The organism is Pseudoalteromonas luteoviolacea H33-S (genome assembly GCF_001625695.1).
GTDB classification, from domain to species: Bacteria; Pseudomonadota; Gammaproteobacteria; order Enterobacterales; family Alteromonadaceae; genus Pseudoalteromonas; species Pseudoalteromonas luteoviolacea_B.
Genome location: NZ_AUXY01000035.1, coordinates 165,650 through 187,166 on the forward strand (window position 1 = coordinate 165,650; position 21,517 = coordinate 187,166).

18 protein-coding genes are annotated in these 21,517 nt (G+C 42.6%); 9 read left to right on the forward strand and 9 right to left on the reverse strand.

Annotated features, from left to right (window positions below; translation table 11 throughout):
- Nucleotides 1-270: 270 nt before the first annotated feature.
- A complete protein-coding gene (panP, locus tag N477_RS02515; protein WP_063361038.1) occupies nucleotides 271-1,902 on the reverse strand; it encodes a pyridoxal-dependent aspartate 1-decarboxylase PanP in 1,632 nt (543 codons plus the stop codon).
- Nucleotides 1,903-2,197: 295 nt separating this feature from the next.
- Between panP and N477_RS02520 the strand changes: the two genes are divergently transcribed.
- Entirely contained in the window at nucleotides 2,198-4,087 is a 1,890-nt protein-coding gene (locus tag N477_RS02520) for a GGDEF domain-containing protein (protein WP_063361039.1), read from the forward strand.
- 18 nt (nucleotides 4,088-4,105) lie between these two features.
- Here the strand turns inward: N477_RS02520 and trmB are convergent, their stop codons facing one another.
- From trmB to rph, 8 genes are all read right to left on the reverse strand, one after another.
- On the reverse strand, nucleotides 4,106-4,780 hold the full coding sequence (gene trmB, locus N477_RS02525) for a tRNA (guanine(46)-N(7))-methyltransferase TrmB (RefSeq protein WP_063361040.1): 675 nt from the start codon (nucleotides 4,778-4,780) through the stop codon (nucleotides 4,106-4,108).
- Nucleotides 4,781-5,054: 274 nt separating this feature from the next.
- A complete protein-coding gene (locus N477_RS02530) occupies nucleotides 5,055-5,240 on the reverse strand; it encodes a hypothetical protein (RefSeq protein ID WP_063361041.1) in 186 nt (61 codons plus the stop codon).
- A 475-nt stretch (nucleotides 5,241-5,715) separates the two neighbouring features.
- Complete coding sequence (locus N477_RS02535; RefSeq protein WP_063361159.1) at nucleotides 5,716-6,483, reverse strand: ABC transporter permease; 768 nt, start codon at nucleotides 6,481-6,483, stop codon at nucleotides 5,716-5,718.
- 2 nt (nucleotides 6,484-6,485) lie between these two features.
- A complete protein-coding gene (locus N477_RS02540) occupies nucleotides 6,486-7,406 on the reverse strand; it encodes an ABC transporter ATP-binding protein (RefSeq protein WP_063361042.1) in 921 nt (306 codons plus the stop codon).
- Nucleotides 7,407-7,448: 42 nt separating this feature from the next.
- Entirely contained in the window at nucleotides 7,449-8,066 is a 618-nt protein-coding gene (locus N477_RS02545) for a flavin prenyltransferase UbiX (protein ID WP_063361043.1), read from the reverse strand.
- A gap of 4 nt (nucleotides 8,067-8,070) precedes the next feature.
- Nucleotides 8,071-9,420 (reverse strand): UDP-N-acetylmuramate:L-alanyl-gamma-D-glutamyl-meso-diaminopimelate ligase, encoded by a 1,350-nt coding sequence (gene mpl / locus N477_RS02550; protein WP_063361044.1) that lies wholly within the window; start codon nucleotides 9,418-9,420, stop codon nucleotides 8,071-8,073.
- Nucleotides 9,421-9,566: 146 nt separating this feature from the next.
- Nucleotides 9,567-10,211: an orotate phosphoribosyltransferase gene (pyrE, locus tag N477_RS02555; RefSeq protein ID WP_046354198.1), complete on the reverse strand. Its 645-nt coding sequence runs from the start codon at nucleotides 10,209-10,211 to the stop codon at nucleotides 9,567-9,569.
- 14 nt (nucleotides 10,212-10,225) lie between these two features.
- The gene (gene rph / locus N477_RS02560; RefSeq protein ID WP_023399777.1) at nucleotides 10,226-10,939 is read right to left on the reverse strand and encodes a ribonuclease PH; all 714 of its coding nucleotides are present in this window, start codon (nucleotides 10,937-10,939) and stop codon (nucleotides 10,226-10,228) included.
- A 153-nt stretch (nucleotides 10,940-11,092) separates the two neighbouring features.
- Between rph and N477_RS02565 the strand changes: the two genes are divergently transcribed.
- The 8 genes from N477_RS02565 to N477_RS02600 all read left to right on the forward strand — a co-directional run bounded on the left by N477_RS02565 (nucleotide 11,093) and on the right by N477_RS02600 (nucleotide 21,509).
- Complete coding sequence (locus N477_RS02565) at nucleotides 11,093-11,953, forward strand: YicC/YloC family endoribonuclease (RefSeq protein WP_039611914.1); 861 nt, start codon at nucleotides 11,093-11,095, stop codon at nucleotides 11,951-11,953.
- A gap of 567 nt (nucleotides 11,954-12,520) precedes the next feature.
- The gene (locus N477_RS02570) at nucleotides 12,521-13,171 is read left to right on the forward strand and encodes a hypothetical protein (RefSeq protein ID WP_063361045.1); all 651 of its coding nucleotides are present in this window, start codon (nucleotides 12,521-12,523) and stop codon (nucleotides 13,169-13,171) included.
- Between the two features lie 538 nt (nucleotides 13,172-13,709).
- On the forward strand, nucleotides 13,710-15,722 hold the full coding sequence (locus N477_RS02575) for a methyl-accepting chemotaxis protein (protein WP_063361046.1): 2,013 nt from the start codon (nucleotides 13,710-13,712) through the stop codon (nucleotides 15,720-15,722).
- 99 nt (nucleotides 15,723-15,821) lie between these two features.
- On the forward strand, nucleotides 15,822-16,445 hold the full coding sequence (gene gmk / locus N477_RS02580; RefSeq protein WP_063361047.1) for a guanylate kinase: 624 nt from the start codon (nucleotides 15,822-15,824) through the stop codon (nucleotides 16,443-16,445).
- A gap of 122 nt (nucleotides 16,446-16,567) precedes the next feature.
- Nucleotides 16,568-16,843, forward strand: coding sequence for a DNA-directed RNA polymerase subunit omega (gene rpoZ, locus N477_RS02585; RefSeq protein ID WP_063361048.1), 276 nt, complete (start codon nucleotides 16,568-16,570; stop codon nucleotides 16,841-16,843).
- Nucleotides 16,844-17,024: 181 nt separating this feature from the next.
- A complete protein-coding gene (gene spoT / locus N477_RS02590) occupies nucleotides 17,025-19,127 on the forward strand; it encodes a bifunctional GTP diphosphokinase/guanosine-3',5'-bis pyrophosphate 3'-pyrophosphohydrolase (RefSeq protein ID WP_063361049.1) in 2,103 nt (700 codons plus the stop codon).
- A gap of 10 nt (nucleotides 19,128-19,137) precedes the next feature.
- Entirely contained in the window at nucleotides 19,138-19,530 is a 393-nt protein-coding gene (locus tag N477_RS02595) for a RidA family protein (RefSeq protein ID WP_063361050.1), read from the forward strand.
- A 368-nt stretch (nucleotides 19,531-19,898) separates the two neighbouring features.
- Nucleotides 19,899-21,509, forward strand: coding sequence for a DUF342 domain-containing protein (locus N477_RS02600; RefSeq protein ID WP_063361051.1), 1,611 nt, complete (start codon nucleotides 19,899-19,901; stop codon nucleotides 21,507-21,509).
- Nucleotides 21,510-21,517 lie beyond the last annotated feature (8 nt).

Sequence of the window (21,517 nt, forward strand, 5' to 3'; positions counted from 1 at the left end):
GCTTAAATCGCTGTTTTCAATTCAACAAAATTAAATCAATTGGCGCAATACTATTGGCTACCTCAACTATTAATAATACGCCGATAAGATAAAAAAGCACTTTATTTATCCCATTTAAGGTACTCACATAAAGATAAAATATTTTGAATCAAAAAATGCCTTTTTAAAATTTCATTTAGCCGCTCACCGTCTAACCCAAACTCGTTGTTTTATTTATAAATTACGCAGTATCGGTTATTGCCAAATAAAAAGGAGCCAGCTGGCTCCTTTTTATGTCGTTAAATATTTGCTTAAGTATTTTTTCAAAATAGGATCATGCTGAGCCATTTCCCTTTGCTCTTCTAAAATCTCATTGAGCATTTGATAAGACGTTAATGGGTTTGCTAAGACAACACGAAACACCACAGTAGGTTGATTGCCGTACTGTTCTGGTGTCAGCCTTGTTCTGGATACAAATGATCGGCCAGTTTCACGTTGGCGCTTTTGCATACTTGCAGTAAGACGATTTAACGCAGCGTATATATCCAGCTTTTCCTGTTCATCAACGTTAAGCAATGCTTGTTTAACTTCTTTTGGCACATAACGATATGTCAGTAAGCAAAGTTCAGGTTGAGAAATCAGCTCAAAGTCATCTTGCTCAGCAATTAAGTTAGCAAAGTACTGAGCTTTTTCTATGCTCTGATCAATGAGCATCTCATACCCTTTGCGACCAATCACCTGCAAGCATGCATGAACAAGCATTGCCATACCTGGTCGGCTACCCTCAAGTGTATGGCTTCCTAAATCTTTTGAGCCTTTACGTAAAATATATTCAGCGTGATGCTCAATCACATCTGTTGCTGCTGGGTCTTTGAATAGCACGATGCCGGCACCCATTGGCACATACATTTGCTTATGCGCATCAATGGTGACTGAATCTGCTTTTTCAATGCCCGACAATAAGTGCCTGTAGGTATTGGACAGTAATGTTGCGCCTCCCCATGCAGCATCTACATGGAAGTGACAGTCCAGTTCTTCACATAACGCAGCCATCTCATGTAATGGGTCTATGCTGCCGGTCTCAGTGGTGCCCGCAACGCCAACAATGGCCATCACCTTGATCCCTTGCGCTTCAAGCTCGAGTGCTTTTTCACGCATGGCATTCATATCCACTTTATTATTTTGATTGGTGCGAATAGCAATGAAATTATCACGGCCGATACCAAGTACATCAGCAGCTTTACCAAGAGAGTAATGACCACGCTCAGATACCAGTACCGCAAGGCCTTTATAGCCATAGTGCATCATGGCTGCAAACATGCCTTGCGACGAAATCCCTTTAAATTCACCATCAGGTTTCAACAAGCGGTTTCGCGCAATCCACAATGCGGTAATATTGGCAATCGTTCCGCCAGAGCAAAACGCACCTAACGCATTCTTGGCGCTGTGCATCCACTTTTCATAAAAGGCTTCATCTTGACCATAAGTCAAATGGTGCATCATACCTAACACTTGGCGCTCAAGGGGTGTGAATGCCTTGGACGTCTCAATCTTAACCAAGTTTTGATTCAAACCGACCATTAGCTTTGACAAAGGCAATAAAAAGTGTGGCAATGCCGACGTCATATGACCAATAAAGCTTGGCGACGCGGTATGCACCGAGTGTGCGACCAACTGCTCCATAATATCTTGAGCATAATCAGATACAAAAGTAGGCTCTTCTGGAATTGCCGCTGATTGAAAGTCTTTCTCTATCTCATGCAGGGGCTTTTCAATTGCAGCAATATTCTCGTTCAGAAAACCCGCAAGATTGTGAGAGATCTCTTGTTCTATTTTACTGAGTGTAGAGCCAGGGGCTTCCGGTACGGTAAAGATTCGCATCAAGCTTTCTTCAGAAGCGACTGCACAACGCTTTGGACCCATTGTTATTCCCAATCACAAATAGAGTAGATAAGTGCGCTTGCGCTGATATTACGCCTGACAGGCACATCCACCTTACTAATTTATTACGAAATCACTAACTCTACTTTAAAGTTGCAGGAAAGTCTTTAAATGCAGTGTAAAAAAATAAACTTGCCCGCTATTTTCTGCATAAATAAACAAAATGAAAGTTTTCAGGTACAAAAAATGTGCGCAATCTGCTAAAAACTTTGTAAACTTTAAACCAAAGATATAAAATTTGTAATATTATTTAACGCTACAAGCAACAGGAACTGCAATGACTAAATGGAACTTGGCTCATCGTACCCTTTCTTTAACTTGGGTACTCATTGGCTTTATTATCTTTGTCATCTCTCTTGTCGGATACGTTTACTACACCTATCAAAGTAGTAAAGCGACAATCATGAGTGAAATAGATGAAAAGTTACGCATCGCGGCACATAGCGCAAATTTGTTTGTCGGCTCCAACTACCACGACAACTTGGCAAACTTATCTCTTACTGAATACAAAGCACATAGCGAACAACTGACAAAGCTTGCCCAATCTATTGGCGTAGAGTACGTCTACTCAATGGTTTACGACTCACCCCATGTGCGTTTCACAGCCTCCAGTTATACAGTCGATGATGTAGCCAAAGGTCATATCACCCAATTCAAAGATATCTATGAAGAAGCCACCACAAGTAATAAAGGGGCCTTTTTATCAACCACTGAAGTCTTTGAGATCTCCTCGGATAAATGGGGACATTTTAAAACAATATTCGTGCCTCATATTACTCCCAATGGACAGATTTACCTCACAGGCGCAGACATTACGATTTCACATATAGAAAGTCAGCTGCAAGAAAATGTCACTCAGGCTGCGCTTTCAGCGAGCTTTTTCTTCTGTATTGCTTTGCTTGTGGCTGGCACTTATATACTTGTTTACCGTCGCACTCTAACAACTGATGCCCGTACGGGTTTTGCCAACCGTTTAGCGCTTGAGCAAGACTTAGACAATGCAAAAAGGTCGCACTTGAGCCTCGCGATTATCTCTATTTGTGAGCTTGAAGAAATCATCAGCTTTTATGGCGCAGGCGTCGGTGACAAAGTCATTCAAAATGTAATGCGATACTTTCAAAACCTAACCACCCCCTTTAAAGTGTATCGTTTGGCCACCTCAAAACTGGTGTTACTCTGTGATACGCCAAATGGTGAGCACTATTTAAATAATTTAATTTCTGAGTTTCCATTTTCAAGGCCCATTCTTAATGAGCCCATGCTATACATTCAACTAAAAGCAGGTATAGCACGCGGCAATAAAGGCCTGCTACTCGAGAATGCCTTCATCGCATGCAGACAAGCTCAGCAGCTTCATCAAACTACCTACATATATGGGCAGCAAACACAGAAAACCAAATTACTGCAAGAGTCTAATTTAGCCATTGCAAAAACGGTGCAAAGTGCTTTTGACCAGCATAGGATCATTCCTTATTTCACCCCAAGGGCCAGTATTAATGATCAGCAAATTGTCCAGTACCACTGCGCCCCGAGGGTACTGACAGAGCAAGGCGTTATATTAAAATCTCAAGCCTTTGGGGAAGTAATTAAGCACTCTCGTCTCAACTCGCAATTAACCAAGCAAATGCTTGAGTTGTGTGTCGCACAATTTAGAAAAACCAATGTTGCTTGGAGTTTAGCACTGACTCCACAAGACTTGCGTGACCCGCAAATGATGGAGTGCATTACTCAAGCAATTAACCGCTACCCGCAACCTAATTTAATCACTTTTGAATTGGACGAACAGGCGCTGATCAGTCAATTTAACGATATGACGGCAATCATCAGTATTTTACGTGCTAAGGGCGTAAACATATTAGTGAATTCACGCAATAGTGGCCTGCTCACTATTAGTCGCATACTTAAAATGTCTATCAATGCAGTTAAACTGGACGAAAAGCTAATTGAGCAGCTAGCAGATAACCCTCAAGTTAAAGGGCTAGTGAAGCATATTGGCGAGCAATGTAAAAACAGCCAGATCTCCTTGATTGTTTCTGGGATAAAAAACCAAGCGCAATTAAATCAATTAGCTGGTACACATATTACGCTTTTTGAGGGGGAATTCATTGGTGCAGCGGCACCGCACATTAAAGAAGGAACCGCTCGAGTGCAACTCAATGAGGCCTAGCGATTATGGCCTCACCCATTAAGTTTGGTTTAAATTAACCACTAAGCGAGTACTGGATTGGCCACTGGCCCAGTACTTACGCTCAAATGGCGTGATTGCGTGCTCACTTTCATACGCCTCAGCGTCAACTGTAATGCCCGCAAGCTGCAGTGCTCTTGCGAACTCCTCGACATAAATAGACCAATTACTTCTCACTTCAAGTACACCGCCAAGCTTAACAATAAAAGGAAAAACAGCGGCACCATGCCAACGCCTTTGAATATGCTTGGCTTTTGGCCATGGGTTTGGATACAACAAATAATGGTGACTAGGCTGCCAATTAGCTTCATAAGCCAAGCGCCAAAAATCATTTAAATCGGCTTGCACCAATATATACTGACCGTGCTCATCTTGCTTGTACTCAACATCGTGTTTATCAAGGCGATGCGATGACTTATCAATACCAATCACCAAGGCATCGGAATGACGCTTAGCCAAGTTTGCGGTACTCTCACCAACGCCACAGCATGAATCTAAAATAATAGGACCTGAAAAAGCCTGTACTCTTTCATTAACCTCATTAAACGCGCTTAAGGTGTGCTCAGCAATGGGCTTTTTGAACTCTGCACGTAAGTGCTTTTGAACGATTTCGTCGAGCTTTTCATGTAGTCCAGTCTGATTTGTCGTGATATTTCGAGAGTTTGCGTCAGCCATGTTACTTATCATATTGCATTTGAATGGGGCAATTTTAAAAGCTTATAGAGCAAAGTAAATAGTAAAAGATAAAAAGGCTTAGGAGGTGAACGACCTTGGGTACTGCTTTAAAAGCACGTAGAGTTCCCATAAGAACAAAAAAGCCGACAAGCAGAGCTTATCAGCTCGATAAAACTAGGTGGGGAAGCCATCACAAGACTCGGTAAACCCGATCTGTGCGCGCCAGTCTAGCTATCTATTGATTGCCAATTGGATTCTACTCAATATATGACAATTAGTGTCTACCTGTGTAGGGCGGTAGATCGCCGCAAAGATTAGGACCAGCACTTAGGTTTTGGCAGTGAATGCCGCCAGTATAATCGACGGTACCACCAGCAACATGAGCAGTCTGTTCAAAAGCAATACGCTTAGTATTTGGAGATAAGGACTTCACGTTTTTTTTATTGATTTTAAGTTTCATAACTTTCCTTTTTAAAATTCAGAATGTACCCATAATAGATAAACAGTGAAAATTTCAAAAAAAGACACTTGCCCTAAAAAAACTTAAAAAATCCCTCAACGCCAAACTTGAGCGCTCAAAATACACTCATAAATACTAAATAATATACACTCCAAACTGTGGAGATATAATGTGAGAACCCCATCTAAAATAGCGTTAAATATCATTATTATTCAAATTTTTAAAATTTAATCTGGAGAGTGAACTTCCGAGGTAAGTAGCCGTTTTGCAAGTGACCGTACTATAAAGCGAAAATACTTTAACTGTGTGATAGTTATTATCATACAGTCAAGTATCATGACATAACCTAGCCATAAATACTGTTGTAGAACGCTTATTGGAATAGTAAAACAGAATAAAACTGCATGCTCGCATGGTACGTGGAAGGTGAAAAAGTAGAGCACGGCCCTATTTTGGAACATGCTCTACAGTTAACTTAGTGTCTTAGTCCAACACCACGCTTAATCAGTGTCAGCGCAATCGTAAATAGCACAGAAATAAAACCAATGAGCACGCCAAATGCAACATAGATATTGACGTCAGATACACCTAAGAAGCCATATCTGAACGCGTTAACCATATAAATGATTGGGTTGATTTGCGATATCCCTTGCCAGAACTCAGGGAGCAACTGAATCGAGTAGAATACCCCACCCAGATACGTCAACGGCGTCAGCACAAAGGTCGGAATAATACTGATATCATCAAAGCTGTTTGCATACACGGCGTTGATCAAACCGCCAAGTGCAAACACAGCGGAAGTGAGCACCACAGTGGCCACAATCACTGCGATATTGTGAATTTGAATATCCACGAAGAACAAACTAACCAAGCTGACAATTAAGCCCACCAGCATGCCACGAGCCATACCGCCCCCCATGTAACCGAGTACAATCACATAGTTAGGTACGGGTGCAACCAGTAACTCTTCAATACTCTTTTGAAACTTTGTTGAGTAAAAGCTAGACGCCACATTTGAATAGGAGTTGGTGATCACCGACATCATAATTAGACCCGGCACAATAAACTCCATGTAACCAAAGCCGCCCATTTCACCAATGCGCGATCCAATCAAGCTACCAAAAATGATAAAGTAAAGTGTCATCGTAATGGCTGGCGGTACTAAGGTTTGCACCCAAATGCGCAAAAAGCGTATACACTCTTTAATCCAAATACTTTTCAGTGCAACACGGTATTTTAATATGCTCATTGCTTACGCCCCTGCTCTAATAACCCCACAAATAGCTCCTCTAAGCGATTCGCTTTATTTCGCATACTTAACACTGTATTACCCTGCTCGCTCAATTGCGCAAAGACTCGATTAAGCCCTTGTGACTTCTCCACTTCGACTTCAAGCGTGTGATCATCAATCAAGGTAAACTGGTATCCTGACAGCGATACAGGCTTGATGGGAGCTTGTAAGTCTAAAATAAAGGTTTCTTTGTCTAACTTTGCTAATAAGGCTTTTATTGTGGTGTGCTCGACAATCACCCCTTTATCGATAATGGCGATATTACGACACAATAACTCAGCCTCTTCTAAATAGTGAGTTGTTAAGATAATGGTGACACCTTGGCTGTTAATTTCACGCAAGAAATCCCACATCGAGCGTCTTAGCTCTATATCTACACCAGCCGTAGGCTCATCCAATATCAATAGCTTTGGTTCATGCATCAGTGCACGAGCGATCATTAAGCGGCGTTTCATACCACCAGATAAGGTACGTGCTTGCTTGTCTTTTTTATCAAACAGTCCTAGCTGCTTGAGGTATTTCTCGGCGCGCTGATGTGCAACTTGGCGAGGTACGCCATAGTAGCCCGCTTGATTCACCAAAATTTGATTCAGCGTTTCGAACTGGCTAAAGTTGAATTCCTGAGGGACTAGACCTAGCTCAGATTTCGCCTCTTCTAATGCGGTATCAATTGAGTGGCCAAAAACACTGACCTCACCTTGAGTTTTATTCACCAAAGAGGCAATAACCCCAATTGTTGTCGACTTGCCCGCCCCGTTAGGGCCTAGCAATGCGAAGAAATCCCCTTCTTGCACCTCTAAATCTATCCCTTTAACGGCTTCAACACCGTTTTTATAGACTTTCTTTAAGCCTTTTATACTTAATGCAGTTGTCATGTATTTCGGATCCCCAATCCCCATAATGTGTTTTCAAACAATTTAGTCGCCATATCCCCAGCGTTTTGCCAGATTATGTTCAATGTTTAGATGGTCTAAAATCCGTGCCACCATAAAATCTACCAAATCCTCGATGGACTGTGGTTGATGATAAAATCCCGGCGCAGCAGGCATAATCGTGACGCCTAATTGACTCAGCTTGAGCATATTTTCCAAATGAATTGGGCTAAATGGCGTCTCTCGTGGCACTAATATTAACTGCCCACGCTCTTTGATCACCACGTCCGCTGCACGCTCAAGCAAGTTATCTGATGCCCCCAGTGCAATCGCTGAGACACTTCCTGCACTACACGGACACACCACCATTTTTTTCGGTGCGGCAGAACCAGATGCAACAGGACTAAACCAGTTGTCTTTCCCAAAGACTTGAATTTGACCTTCTTTGGCTTTGCATAACGCACTGAGCTGTTCAGTGGCTTTGGCTTCATTACCAGAGAGTTTAACGTTGGACTCAGTATCCAGTACAACGCGCGCGGCGCTGGAGATAAGCACAAAGACTTGATAATCCAGTGCAACCAAAACTTCTAACAAACGTAGGCCATATGGCGCACCCGATGCGCCACTAAATGCTAACGTAATTGGATCTTTAAATTGTGACATAGGTTTATGACATTACCTTTTTAAGCTCGGCAGTAAGGGCATCATGAATGCCATTAAAACCACCGTTACTCATAATTAAAATATGCTGATTTGGTTTGGCCTGCGAAGTGACGTACTTAATAATATCATCTGTACTCGCAAAACATTGGCGACCCGCTTTTTGCGCCGCTTCTTTTAAAGACCACGAAAGGCCTTGTGGCTCATAGACTAAAGCTTCATCAGCGGCGCCAAGCGCATTCATTAACGTATCTTGGTGCACGCCCATTTTCATGGTATTTGAACGCGGCTCCAAAATAGCAATAATTTCATCACTACCCACTTTGGCACGAAGCCCAGCAAGCGTCGTTTCAATCGCAGTTGGATGATGTGCAAAGTCATCATATACACTCACACCGCCAATTTCGGCTTTGAGTTCCATGCGACGTTTTGGCGACTTGAAAGTTTGCAGTGCTTCAATGCTTACCTCAACCGGGATCCCGACATGACGCGCGGCAGCAATGGCCATAATGGCGTTTTTCACATTGTGCTCACCAATGGCAGACCAGTTTACCTCACCAACTTCTTCGCCCTGCAGCAGCACGTTAAAGCGGCTGCCATCTGGCGCGATTAATTGATACGACCAATCCCCACCAAGCGATTCTTTTTGACTCCAAAAACCACGCGCTAACACCTCATTTATTGCACTATCTTGTGCTGGATAAATTGCTTTCCCCTGCCCTGGCAGGGTTCTGATCAAATGGTGGAACTGGGTCTGGATGGCATTTAAATCAGCAAAAATGTCTGCATGATCAAACTCGAGGTTATTCAAAATTAAAGTACGTGGTAAATAGTGAACAAACTTGCTGCGCTTATCAAAAAATGCGGTGTCATATTCATCGGCTTCGATAACAAAGAATGGCGTATCGGTAACCCGAGCGGATAAACCAAAATTTTGCACAATCCCACCGATTAAAAAGCCAGGTTTAAGACCTGCATATTCTAGCAACCAAGCTAACATACTGGCTGTGGTGGTTTTGCCATGTGTGCCAGCAACAGCGAGTACCCAAGCATCTTGCAATACATGCTGTTTTAACCACTCAGGTCCAGATGTATACGGCAGGCCTTTCTCTAACACATACTCTACACAGGGGTTGCCGCGACTCATTGCATTGCCTATCACAACCACATCCGGCCTTGGCTCCAACTGAGCGGGATCATAACCTTGCGTTAATTCAATACCCAAAGACTCAAGTTGGGTACTCATTGGCGGGTAAACGTTTTGGTCTGAGCCCGTGACTTTATGGCCCAAAGATTGTGCGATGGCTGCAATGCCCCCCATAAAGGTGCCGCAGATCCCAAGAATATGAATATGCATAAGTTCAGCTAGTTATGAAAATTGCCCCTAGAGTAACATACTCCAATGAGCCTAGGCTGACTTTGTACGCAAAACACTTTTGCACAGACAAAAAAATACCAGCCTGTTGGCTGGTATTTTTAATAAGTACTTAATTCAGTCACAACTTAAGCAACACCGTATTGGTCACGGTACGCTTTAACTGCAGCTAGATGCTCAGAAGCGCTACCTTGTTGCTCTAGGTAAGTAATTAGATCAGCAAGCTTAACAATCGACACCACTTCTGTGCCAAAGTCACGCTCTACTTCTTGAATTGCAGAAAGCTCACCTTTACCTTTTTCCTGGCGATCAAGGGCAATCAATACACCAGCTAAGTCTGCTTCATTCGCCTTAATAATTTCCATCGACTCACGGATTGCTGTACCAGCTGTGATCACATCATCAACCAGCATAATACGGCCTTTAAGCTCTGAACCAACGAGGTTTCCGCCTTCACCGTGCTGCTTTTTTTCTTTACGATTAAAGCAGTAAGGTACGTCTTTGTCATGGTGATCAGCCAGTGCAACCGCAGTTGTCGTCGCAATTGGAATGCCTTTATAGGCTGGGCCAAATAACACATCATAAGCAATGCCCGCATCTTCTAGTGCTGCAGCATAAAAACGACCTAAACGCGCAAGGTCACGACCCGTGTTAAATAAGCCAGCATTAAAGAAGTAAGGGCTAGTACGACCTGATTTAAGCGTAAACTCACCAAACTTTAGTACCTGCTTTTCCAGCGCAAATTCAATAAAATCTTTTTGATACTGTTTCATAACTCACCTACTGTTTACGCTAATGCTTGTTTTTGAATATCGATGATCTCGCGAATTGAATGCTTAGCGAGTGCCAGCAACTCATCAAGCTCTTCGAATGAGAAAGGTTCGCCTTCAGCAGTACCTTGCACTTCAATCAGCTTACCTGTTTCTGTCATGATCACATTCATGTCAGTTTCTGCTTCTGAGTCTTCAAGGTACTCTAAGTCACTGATCGCTTCACCGTTGTATACACCAACAGATATCGCGGCAATCATGAACTTAAGTGGATTTGCATTGATCATGCCTTTAGCACGCATGTGCGTCAGTGCGTCAACCAAAGCCACACATGCACCACTGATTGATGCTGTACGTGTACCACCATCCGCTTGCAGCACATCGCAGTCAATTGTAATGGTGTTTTCACCTAACGCAGATAGATCAACCGCAGCACGTAAAGCGCGTGCGATAAGGCGTTGAATTTCCATCGTACGACCACCTTGCTTGCCTTTTGCTGCTTCGCGGCCATTACGGGTGTGAGTAGAGCGAGGAAGCATGCCATACTCTGCAGTGATCCAACCTTTACCTTGTCCTTTCATAAAACGCGGTACGCCCGCTTCCACAGTCGCTGTACACAGCACTTTTGTATTGCCAAACTCTACAAGCACTGAACCTTCAGCATGCATTGTATAGTTACGGGTAAATGTTACAGGTCTAATCTGATTTGCAGTTCTTTCGCTTGGACGCATCCACGTTCCCCTATCATCAAAGTTTCGCAATATTATAAAGGGATCCTTTGCGCTATGCCACGCAATACCAAAAGAAATCTTAGCTTTACCTATCGAGCAGCGTTTTTCTTAGGCTATAATGGCCACGCAAACTTAATTAAATAGGAACTTTATATGATCCATAGTATGACCGCCTACGCTCGAAAAGAGGTAAAAGGCGATTGGGGCACTGGGGTTTGGGAGATCCGCTCAGTCAATCAACGTTATCTCGAAACATTTATCCGCGCGCCGGAGCAATTCAGGGCATTAGAGCCAGTAGTACGTGAACGCCTTCGTAAGCAACTACAACGAGGCAAAGTAGAAGTCTATTTAAAATTTGCAGCAAATCCAGCTCACGTTGGTCAGCTGTCTATTAACGAAACCCTAGCCAAACAAATCTTAGAAAACGCTAAATGGGTGCAATCTATCAGCGGTGGTGATATCAACCCAACTGAAATCCTGCGTTGGCCAGGCGTTATGGAAGCTGAAGAAGTCGATTTAGATGAAGTAAACAGTGCATTACTTGCCGGTTTTGACGAAGTCGTACAAGACTTTAAAGCAGCAAGAGCCTCTGAAGGTGCAAACCTTGAAAGCATGATCACCACACGCCTAGACAGTATTCTTGAACAAGTAGCCGTTGTTGAAGGCCATATGCCTGAAGTAACAAAATGGCAGCGTGACAAGCTCACACAAAAACTAGAAGAGCTGCAAACGGACATCGATGAATCGCGCTTAGAGCAAGAGCTGATTTACCTTGCACAAAAGCAAGATGTTGCAGAAGAGCTAGACCGCTTAAAATCTCACGTCAAAGAGACGCATAAAATCTTGAAAAAAGGTGGCGCATGCGGCCGTCGTTTGGACTTTATGATGCAAGAGTTTAATCGTGAGTCGAACACACTTGCCTCTAAGTCTATCAATGCAGAGATCACCAATGCCGCGGTAGAACTAAAAGTTCTGATAGAGCAAATGCGTGAGCAGATCCAGAATATTGAGTAATAATTAGGTAAATCCAAATTATTGACAAGCGCCCAGCATTGCTGGGCTTTTTTATGTAAATACAAACCAAAATACATGCATGAACCTGTGACGCAGCCTGTCTAATAGCTCAATTTAAACTCAAAATAAGCCTGATGTTTAGAGTGTTATCATCAAAAAAGCATATAAATATTTAAATTGAGAAAATATACAGCTGACAAAACTTAAGCAATCGAATAAAAACAGATACTTAAAGTTTAAAATTTTGCAGCTATCTGCCAATACGTTCTACAAACTACTCAACTGATAAAATAGTTAATAAAAGAGCTTTTAAATCATATGTTTATTCAACTCCATTCAATTGCGAAATTAAGCTGCTTGAACAACATTTAAAAAGCAATTTAATAAGGAGATATTGTTATGAAAAAAGAGCTATTTAATTCCTCTTTCCTCACTCTATTGTTACTATGTTTTATCAATATAAAAGCCCATGCTGACAGCTACATAACCTGTTCAAGTTGTTCATCGGTGACATCTATGCAGAGCAAGGCAAGGTCCTATATTTTTGACAGAACAAATGGAGACAGTATGTCGTCTGCATACACTGTTCACCTTGTTAGCATTCCGCATGGAATAGCAGGGTCATTTCACGTTACTTCCAGACCACAATTAGACCGGTTTGGCGAACTTGAAACCATTGTCATTGCCAGAAGGTCTTCGACTCCACAAAGTTTGATCGATAAAGCGAAACGTGCCCAGTCTTATATGCACTTAGCCAAGAAAACGCGTGTGCCTAGCAGTAGTGGTTATACTTCAGCTTGGGAGTTGGCCCAAAATAGTAGCAGTAGAGATAGGCTCGATGATTGGGCTGAGCAAAACGACTCTCTAACATACTGGTCAACTCAAATTATCTCAATCTTTGGCGGTTTATTCTATGACCCACTTGCAGGAATTGAGCTATTATTTGAGTTTGATGATGGCTCGCAATTAGTTATGAAAGCAGCCACTTTGAGGTCAGGGACCAAACTGCGCTTAACGTATACAAGACATAGTGCAATAGACTCTGAAGGAAACCGGATCCCAGATGCAGGATCCTCAATTCACGGTACTTATCAGTTTTCTTCACAATACAAGCTAGAGCAGTACATACAAAAAGCAGCAGAGTATGGTATTCGATTAAGAGTTATACAAACAGGAGTGAGGGGAAGAGTAATCATTACCCCAATTGACAGGACTTAAAATATGATAGAAATGCTTAGAAATGGTGAGCTACACCTTATATCCGTCGCTTTTTTTGTGCAAGTTTTTGTTTGCCTTGTAATAAACTACTTCGTCGCACACAAATATCGATATAGCAAAGTATTAGCTGTTATCACAGCAATGCTGCCACTGATCAACACCTATGCGACTTGTGTATATATCGCGTTAGTTATATTCCATTCTAGGCACCCTAGGGTGACAAACAGCGAAAGTTAGTTCACTGTACATCGCCAAGCCTAATTCAGGCTTGGCTTTTTACCAAACCTGAAAATTACTTCACAACAACAAGCATCTCACCACTTACTATCAAAAGCGAGAAAACCCAGTTTACTTTTTGAACAAGTAAACAATAGCTTGCTTTACCCGAAGTGCTTTTATGAACCTTTTTATGTCGATATAACAAACAATCAGGAAATTAATTCATAAATTCGCAATTTTCTTGTCCTTAATTAATAATTTGAAAAGGCAAATTTGATATTCCAGGGAATCGGAGTACACAACTTTCTTGGGTAACAATATGAACTTGAGTAAAAAGCTTTATTTATCCTTTGGTTGCCTCATCGCACTGATGGTTTTTTCCAGTACCGTTGTTTGGTTTAAAGTCTCCACCGAGACTGCAAGAGCTTTTGAAGTTAAAGGTGATGACCTACCCGGTATGATCTTATATAACCGCCTTCTTCATTTAGAGTATCAGCTCAATAATATTGCGCTTGAATATCTCAATGGCGATGTCAGTAAAGTGGGACAATTTAATCAGTTGTTCGAACGTTTCAAGTCCACTCAAAAAGAGCTTTACGGCTATGAGTCTGCGAAGCAATCTGACAGAGACAAAATGGCGCGTATCATGGAGTTGGCAGAGAAATTCCACCGCGATGTAAATAACGAGATTTTTGCCAAATATGACCCTCGCGCTTACGAACAAGTTAAGCAACGCGTTGATAAATTAGATCGTGACGTAGGCCAACCATTGGAAGATTTATTAGATGATTTAAAAGAGCAAGAATTTAATGGTGCCCTAAAATCAACCGATCTACAGGAATCAATAAACGATGACTTACCGGGTGTCAGATATTATTTAGAGCTAGTTGATGAGGGTGGTGACATGATCGCAGCCATCATTTCTCACACCACGGGTGCCCCAGCCGCTGAAGCGGATTTTAACGATGATGCACAAAGCTTCAGACATTACTTAGATTTATTAAAACCTTTAGAGCAAAAACCTAATGAAGTTCGTGATATTGCACGCATTGAAGAGATGTTCGCAACCATTCAATCAGAAGCACAAGAAGTCTTTCGCTCCTATGACTCAACAGCTTACGTTACTGCACAAAAAAAATTAGCTGAGCTTACAACTAACCAAATGATTGAGCTATCCGAGATTCTTGAAGTCTCTAGTGAAGAAGAAAAAGATGATGCCACTAAAGCGCTGGATTTATTGGTTGAGGGGCTTAATACCACACTTGTGATCATTATCCTCATCACGCTTGTCGCAGCCATTATCGCTATCGCCGTCGCATTTGTGATCAGTCGCTCGATTGTAACTCGTTTAAGTCAAGTACTCACCATTGCCGAGGGGATCAGTGAAGGAGATATCTCAAGACCGCTGCTGACCCATGAAGGCAAAGATGAAATTGACAGCCTCGCAGAAGCCACTAATAAGATGTCAAACTCACTCAACTCTCTACTACAAGCTATTAGTAATGTGGTGAATGATGTTAAAACATCCAGTGATGATATTGCTGAGACAAACAATCAAATTGCTTCTCGCAGCCAAGCATCCGCCGACCAATCCACACAGGTCGCCACAGCCATAGAGCAAATGAGTGCCACAGTGTCAGAGGTGGCATCTCAAAGTCAGGTTGCCGCAAGCCATGCCGACGGCGCACGAAACCTTGCATCAGAGGGCGGCTCAACAGTAACAGCCACCGTTGATAAAATTAAATCTGCTTCAAATGAGGTACAGGATACCGCTGAAAATGTCACACACCTTGGCGAGCTAAGTAGTCAAATTGGCAATGTGATTGGCGTGATTGGCAGTATTGCAGAACAAACCAACTTACTGGCGCTTAACGCCGCAATTGAAGCCGCACGAGCAGGCGAACAAGGGCGTGGTTTTGCCGTGGTTGCAGATGAAGTAAGAACACTGGCTGAGCGCACATCCAAAGCCACTGAAGAAGTTGTAAGTACCGTACAATCAATTCAATCTCAGACAGAACATGCGGTTAAATCCATGGAAAACAGCGTATCGCAAGTTAACCACAGCGTGTCTATGGCTGAAGATGCGGGTACACAACTTGAAGGGATCGTCACCGGTGCCAGTGAAATCGCGACGATGATCCAATCAATTGCCACCGCCACTGAAGAGCAATCAGTCGTAGCCAGTGAAATGGCCAGAGATATTTCACAAATTGAGCAATCGAGCCAGAGCTCTTTGCAAGATACACAAGTCGCCGCACATTCAGCACAAGAGCTGAACAAACAAGCGGAAGAGCTGGCCGTGTTGGTGAGCCGATTTAGATTACGTGGCTAGCCAAAACTGGTAAGTAGACGCACAAAGATTTAAAATAGCGCTTTTTACGGGAGTAATAAGCGCTCATACTCCCTTTTGCGTACACAAAGGTTTTTCACTATGACAATGACTCGCGGTAACTTGTTTATCTTATCTGCGCCTTCTGGGGCTGGTAAATCAAGCTTGATCAAAGCTTTATTGGACAAACAAGCCAATATTAAAGTTTCAGTATCACATACAACACGTTCACCCCGTCCTGGGGAAAACAATGGTGAGCATTATCACTTTGTTTCCGTTGATGAATTCAAAGCACTGATCGATAAAGGTGATTTTTTTGAATGGGCGCAAGTCTTTGAGAATTACTATGGTACGTCAAAGCAAGCGATTGAAGATCAGTTAAACAAGGGCATCGATGTCTTTTTAGATATAGATTGGCAGGGTGCAAGGCAAGTCAGAGCGTTAATGCCTGAAGTCAAAACCGTGTTTATCTTACCGCCTTCGCAAAGCGAATTAGAGCAGCGCTTAAATAACCGTGGCCAAGACTCACAAGAAGTGATTGCAGCTAGAATGGCTGAAGCTAAATCAGAAAGTAGCCATTACGATGAATTTGATTACGTCATAGTGAATGATAATTTTGATACTGCGCTGTGTGAATTAGAGCACATTGTTGTCGCAGCGAGATTGCAAATCAAAGCGCAGCAAACTCGTCACAAAGCACTTATCGCAGATCTACTCGCTGATTAAACACGTTAAATCTTGGATGAGATTGACATACTCGCGATAAATTTTAACCATTCACTTGGCGAACAGGGCTGATTGAAGTAAACTAGCCCTTTGCTAAATGTATAATTTTTTGGAGTGCTTCGATGGCTCGCGTAACTGTAGAAGATGCAGTAGATAAAATTGGTAACCGTTTCGATTTAATCCTTGTTGCAGCGCGTCGCGCTCGTCAGATTTCTGTTGGTGGCAAAGACCCTATGGTTGAGGCTGAAAATGACAAGCCAACCGTTATCGCGCTACGTGAAATCGAAGAAGGTCTTGTAACAACAGACTCTCTTGACGTGATCGACCGTGAAGAGCAGCAAAACCAAGAAGCAGCAGAGCTTGCAGCAGTTGCAGCTATTGTTGGTGGTAACCGCTAAATAAACTTCTAGACGGCTTAAAATGCCCTGTCTAAGTAAAGTTTTATATAACGCCAGCTCAAAGCTGGCGTTTTTTTTCATTATTTGCAAAAGCATCACGCCTTTGCGTTGGCTTCCGAGCCAATTCATCGTATATTCAATAATAACTATCTATTAACTTCACTGGAACATTGGAGTGTGAATGTATCTATTTGAAGGCCTCAAGAAAAAAATCTCAGAGTACCTAGCACCTGAAGATGTGGAATTGGTGCAAAAAGCCTATGTTGTTGCGCGCGAAGCGCACGAAGGGCAAACGCGCTCAAGTGGTGAACCCTATATCACTCACCCTGTTGAAGTGACGCAGATACTTGCCAGCATGAAGTTAGACCATGAGACGCTCATGGCTGCATTAATGCATGACGTCATTGAAGATACTGATTTTAGTCAGGCAGATCTGGCTGAAATCTTCGGTGAAACCGTTGCCGAACTTGTTGCGGGTGTAAGTAAATTAGATAAGCTCGACTTTAAAGACAAAAAAGAATTTCAAGCTGAAAACTATCGCAAAATGATCATGGCAATGACACAGGATATTCGCGTCATTCTTATCAAGCTTGCGGACAGAACACATAATATGCGCACGTTAGGGTTTTTAAGACCTGAAAAACGCCGCAGAATTGCAAGAGAGACGCTTGAAATATTCGCGCCAATTGCCAATCGCTTAGGTATCCATGACATCAAGAATGAGCTAGAGGACTTAGGTTTTCAAGCGCTCTACCCGATGCGCCACCGCGCACTTAAGTCAGAAGTCGCCAAAGCGCGTGGTAACCGCAAAGAAGTGATCAGTAATATTCAGACTGAGATAGAGTCTCGCTTAGAAGAAAGCGGGATCGCCGCTTCCGTTAAGGGACGTGAAAAGCACTTATATAGTATTTATAAAAAAATGCTCAACAAAGAGCTGTTATTCAATGAAGTCATGGATATCTATGCATTTCGCATTAATGTCGATAATATCGATACCTGTTACCGAGTCCTTGGCGTTGCGCATAACCTATACAAGCCAATTGAAACCCGCTTTAAAGACTACATCGCCGTCCCTAAAACCAATGGTTACCAATCACTACACACCTCTCTAGTCGGCCCGCACGGTATCCCTGTCGAAATTCAAATTAGAACACATGACATGGACCATATGGCAGACAAAGGGGTTGCTGCACATTGGATGTATAAAAAATCAGGTGATAGTGCAGGTCATACTGCGCAGCAACGTGCACGCCAATGGATGCAGAGCTTACTTGAACTGCAACAAAGTGCAGGCTCTTCTTTTGAGTTTGTTGAAAATGTAAAAACAGAACTTTTCCCAGAAGAAATCTATGTATTTACTCCTGATGGTCGCATCGTTGAGCTACCAATGGGCGCAACGGCTGTTGATTTTGCCTATGCCGTACATACCGATGTGGGCAACACTTGCGTCGGAGCTAGGGTAAACCGTAAACCATATCCATTAAGTAAAGCATTAGATACCGGGCAGACCGTTGAAGTTATCACCAGCTCTGGGGCACACCCGAATGCCACTTGGCTTAACTTTATTGTGACAGGTAAGGCGCGTTTAGGCGTTCGCAATTACCTCAAGAGCCAGCACCAAGAAGAGTCTATTCAATTGGGTAGGCGCTTGCTTGACTCAGCACTGGGTGAGCAAAAACTCGATGACATTCCAACCGAGCAGATTGAACGTGTTCTAGAAGAGCATAATCTTAATACACTACTAGAGCTGCTTGTGGAAATAGGTAATGGCAATATCATGAGTGTATTAATTGCCAAACGTTTACTTCAGGCTGATGACGGACTTGAAAGCCTTGCCAAGCAAGCCAAAGCTGCGATTATTGGTACTGAAGGTATGCTAGTGACTTACGCTAAGTGTTGCCGACCTGTGCCAGGTGATGCAATTGCAGCCTATGTCAGTCAAGGTAAAGGCTTGATGGTGCATAGACAAGAGTGCCGTAATATCAAAGGCTGGGAAGGTGAACGTGCGAAGTACTGCGTTGTAAAATGGGAAGACAATCCCGAGAAAGAGTACATAGCAGCACTGAGAGTAGAGATCATCAACCACCAAGGTGCGCTTGCCAAATTAACCAATGTGGTTGCCAGTGCACAAGCTAATATTGTTGAGATAGCCACAGAAGAAAAAGAAAGTAATTTATATATTATTGATTTGGGCGTGACAGTAAAAGATAGAATTCACGTCGCCAATATTATGCGCAAGATCCGCGTTATGCCTGATGTGCAGCGTGTATATAGAAAGCGCTAAGGAAGTTATTATGAATAAAGCAATTATTTCAACCGATCAGGCACCTGCTGCGATCGGTACATACAACCAAGCAATCAAAGTAGGTACTGCGGTATACCTATCGGGCCAGATCCCGCTGGTGCCAGATACAATGGAAGTTATCTCTGAAAATTTTGCAGAGCAAACACATCAGGTGTTTAAAAACTTAACCGCAGTATGTGAAGCGGCAGGCGGACAGTTGCAAGATATGGTGAAAGTGAATATTTTCATGACGGACTTAAGCAATTTTGCCACCGTAAATGAAATTATGAGTCAGTACTTCAAAACACCTTATCCTGCCAGAGCTGCTATTGGTGTGAAAGAGTTACCAAAAAATGTACAAATTGAAATTGACGGTATTATGGAGTTACCATCAATGAATTAACGGTGACTTATCACCCGCTAAAAGGCCTAACCCATTAGGCCTTTTTCATTTGCGTACAACTTATATAACGCCATACATTGAAAAATCTTCTAAAAATAGCCCATCAACTTTGATCTTAACAGCTTGACTACATAATATTAATTAAGCAAGCTGATAACGCGAACAGCAAAAATAAAATGCTTTGGGTCAGCCTAATTATAAGAAATGATGACATAAAATGGACGTTCGGAATTTATTGAACTTTTGATTGTCATACTAATACTAACTAATTCATTGCTCATAAGCGCACATGCGCTGCAATCACAGCGCAAAGGGTAAGTTTAAGTGTGAGCTCAGTTTTGAGCCGCTCGGTCTATAAGGAATAGTCTGTGTTTAAAGTCACTAAAAATGGCCAAATATTAATGGACGTTGCTTCTGCAACACCACCCAGTCAGGCATTCATTGTCGAAGCGCTTGAGTGTTCTCCCTATGCCGATTGTGAAGTCGATCATGATTCAATAGCAGCTTACTTTCAAAGTGAAGTAGCAGAGCAGCAGCTGTTAGTCGCAAAACAAAAGCACGCGCAGTTAAAAATTTCAATTTCCGAAGATAAAATGCAAGCCTCCGCCACCATTACAACGGCACAAGGCGGTAGCCTTATCAGTCTAGAGCAAGCTAAGAAAATAATTGTTAAAGCTGGGGTTTGTAGAGGGTACAAGCAAGCTTTTTTAGAAAAGCTACTCGCAAAGCAATTTGACGCACCCCCAGGTACAGAACATAGCGGTATTATTGCCCAAGGTCGTCCTCCTGAAAATGGCCTACCAGCCAAGCTAATATCACACGTTTTAACACTAAAAGAGCGTTTAAAGCAGCCCAAATTAAGAGAGGACGGTACTGTAGACATGCGAGACTTTGGCGCGCTCTCAAGTGTCTCACCTGGAACATTACTCATTACTCAGCGTCCAGCTACCCCCGGCAAAGAGGGGTTCACAGTAACAGGGGATAGCATTACACCAGTGCCTGGTGAATCGTTTCAACTGGTTGCAGGTGAAGGCACTGAAATCTCACCAACCAATCCACTCGAGCTAATTTCAACCATTGCTGGCTGCCCCTCAGATATTCAAAACGGTATGCGAGTCGACGACATATTTACCATTGCAGATGTGAATGTGAAATCTGGCCATATTGAATTTAGCGGCAGCGTCATTGTCACCCATAACGTCGAACCCGGTATGAAAGTCAAAGCCAGCGGTGACATTACTATCATGGGCACAGTCGAGTCCGGTGAAATTATCAGCGAAGGAAATATAGAAGTACGCGGCGGTGTCATTGGTCACCTTGATCACAGCGACAATGATCAAAGCTTAACCTGCAAACTCATCGCCAAAGGTAATATCAATATAGTCCACGGCCAATACACTTATTTAGAAGCCCGTAATATCTATATTCAAAAACAAGCAAACCACTGTGATATCAAGGCACTCAGAACAGTTCGTGTTGGCTTAGAAGACAATCCTCGGGGTAAATTAATTGGCGGAACCGTATTTGATGCGCAATCTGTCACAGCGGGCGAAATAGGTAGTCCTTCTGGGGCGACTATGTCCGTATACCTTGCCAATTCAGGCGTCGAAATTACCAATAAAACCGACCAATGTATACGCGACTTAGGCGACACAGACGAGCAATTAGAAAATTTACAAAAAGCGGTCGAAAAAGCCGAACAACTCAAAGATATCGAAAAAAAGAAAATGCTCATGGCCAAAATCAGTGCTACGCAAATCCATTATTGTCAGCAAGCTGAAGCACTTGAAAATAAACTCAGTGAGTTGGATCATACGCTTCATGAATTACTTGAAGGTACAGAGTTACAAGCGACGTCTGCACTACATTCCGGTGTTGAAATTCATATTTTTGACAAAACCTATACCACCAACCGGAGTTACCCACCTTGCACAGCAAAATTGGCAGATGGGCAAATAGAGATAGAATTTAAAATTTAGAGGGGAGC